The organism is Chryseosolibacter indicum (genome assembly GCF_018598585.1).
In the GTDB taxonomy this organism is placed as follows: Bacteria; Bacteroidota; Bacteroidia; order Cytophagales; family Cyclobacteriaceae; genus Chryseosolibacter; species Chryseosolibacter indicus.
Map to the genome: position 1 here is coordinate 1 of NZ_JAHESD010000138.1, position 2,438 is coordinate 2,438.

Sequence of the window (2,438 nt, forward strand, 5' to 3'; positions counted from 1 at the left end):
GAGACTTGTGCTGAAGCGAGCACACAGGCAGTAAAGGCAGCGATTGATCAGCAGGTAGAACAGGCGATCACAAACAGGATCCAGAGCTTCAGAGAACAATACAAAGGCTGTGCTGAGCCATCCAATATCAAGGACAGGCTTACGATAACCTATAGCACCGGTCACCATCACTACACGCTTTATTACTATGACAGGGCAGGTAACCTGATGCGTACCGTACCACCAAAGGGAGTAGCCCTGCTTAATGTAAGTAATTCAGGCAGCCTTAATACAGCACGTAATACCTATCCGGCACATACCCTTGTTACCGAGTACCAGTACAACAGTTTAAGTCAGCTGGTGCGAGAACATTCACCGGATGCCAATCCTGTTACTACAGCAAGACCTGCAAGTACATCAGCAGAGAGCGTACTTAACAGTACAGACTACTATGCTACTTACATCTACAATGACAAAGGTCAGCTTAGATTTTCAAGGAATGCCAAGCAGAAAGCCAGTGACACCTATGCTTATACCAAGTACGATGCGCTGGGCAGGATAACAGAAGTAGGAGAAGCCGGTGGTTACGATGAGACAACATTGTATAACAACCGCAACCTGAACAGCACCTTCCCGTCAGGTAATATCAGCCAGGTAACTGTTACAGTATACACATCAGCGTATAGTACAACATCATTGCCCACAGGCTATAGCCAGCGATACTTAAGGAATCGTGTAAGCTATGCTTTGAACGATGAAGATGGCGATCTGCAGACATTGTCAGATCAGACCACTACTGTTTACAGTTATGATCCACATGGAAATGTAGAGTGGTTGTTGCAGATGATCCCTGGTCTTCCTCCCGTAGCCATGAAGTATGAATATGACCTGATCAGTGGCAAGGTAACCAAGGTAAGTTACAACCCGGGACAGGCAGACCAGTTCTATCATAAATATGATTACGATGCTAACAACAGGATCACCGGCGTAAGCACAAGCAGAGATGGCTACCTGTGGGAGAAGGAGGCAGACTATGAATATTACCTTCATGGTCCATTGAAACGCACGGTGCTTGGTCAGGATAAACTGCAGGGTATGGATTATACCTACACCATCCATGGCTGGCTGAAGGCGATCAACCATCCACTGCTGGATAAGGCAAACGATCCGTTGAAGGACGGAGATGCGGGATCAGTGACAGGCAGAGATGCATTTGGTATGGCGCTGACCTACTTCAGCGGAGACTATAAGCGAAGTGGCTCACCACTGGATGCTTCTACCATAAGCACCCTTATGCCGCTGGCAGGCAGAGACCTATACAATGGTAACATAGCCACATGGACGCTACGTAACCATTACCCGGGAAGTATCAATACCCAATATGCGAATGCCAACATCCAGCACAAGACAAACCTTACAGGTTATGTATTTCAGTATGATGAGTTGAACCGGTTAACGCGGGCAGATACAAGGATATTCAATGGCAGCACATATGGCAATGGCAATGACTACCACAACAACCAGAGCTACGATGCGAATGGGAACATCCTGACGCAAGTAAACTATGCTGGAGGCAATACGGTAATGGATAATTTTACTTATACCTATAAGCCAGGCACAAACCTGCTGACGCAGGTAACAGATATAGCAGCAGCTTCACCAGGCTTTAGCCAGGATGTAGAGCCAGGCCAGGAAGCAGACAATTATAAATACGATGCCATAGGTAATCTAATAGCAGACAAACAACAACAGACCACCATCAGCTGGACACCATATGGGAAGGTGAAACGGGTGAGCAAGGCGGGCAGTGGCTATACTGAGTTTAGCTATGATGCCTCGGGTAACAGGGTAAGCAAGAAGCGAATAAATGCCGCAGGATTATCGATCACCAACTACTACGTAAGAGATGCGAGTGGCAACATCATGGGAGTTTATGAGAAGATCGACCAGGGTACAGGCGCAGCACCAGAGCTTACGTTAACGGAACTACCAATTTATGGAAGTGATCGGATAGGAGAGTATAGCAAACCGGTAAGTGTCACAGCGACGCCGGTGGTAACCCCAGAAGCAGGAGAGGCGCGTTTGGCAGTAAGCACGATGAAGAATGCGTATGAGTCGGTATCATACTTGCTCAACCCGGGCGTAGCGTTAAGGTTAGGCGCAGGCTTCAGCTACACAGCCCCAGAAAGCGGCACAGCACCATTTACAGTACGGGTAAGCGAGACAGGAGGGACGATACTGCCACCGGATGGGTTATACACCCGGACACTGAACAGCAGGCAATATGAGCTGAAAGACCACCTGGGCAATGTAAGAACAGTTATCGGTGATGTGAAGCTGAGTGTGATCACGGCAGGCGTACCTGGAGCATACGAAGCGAAAGTAACGAGCATCCAGAACTACTACCCCTTCGGTATGGACCAACCCAACAGAACCTGGAATGCGAATGGCAAGTACCG

General features: G+C 48.2%; 1 protein-coding gene. It reads left to right on the forward strand.

The features are described from left to right. Positions 1-2,438: RHS repeat domain-containing protein (locus KK060_RS24730; RefSeq protein ID WP_254157949.1), on the forward strand; the 2,438-nt coding region annotated here is incomplete at both ends.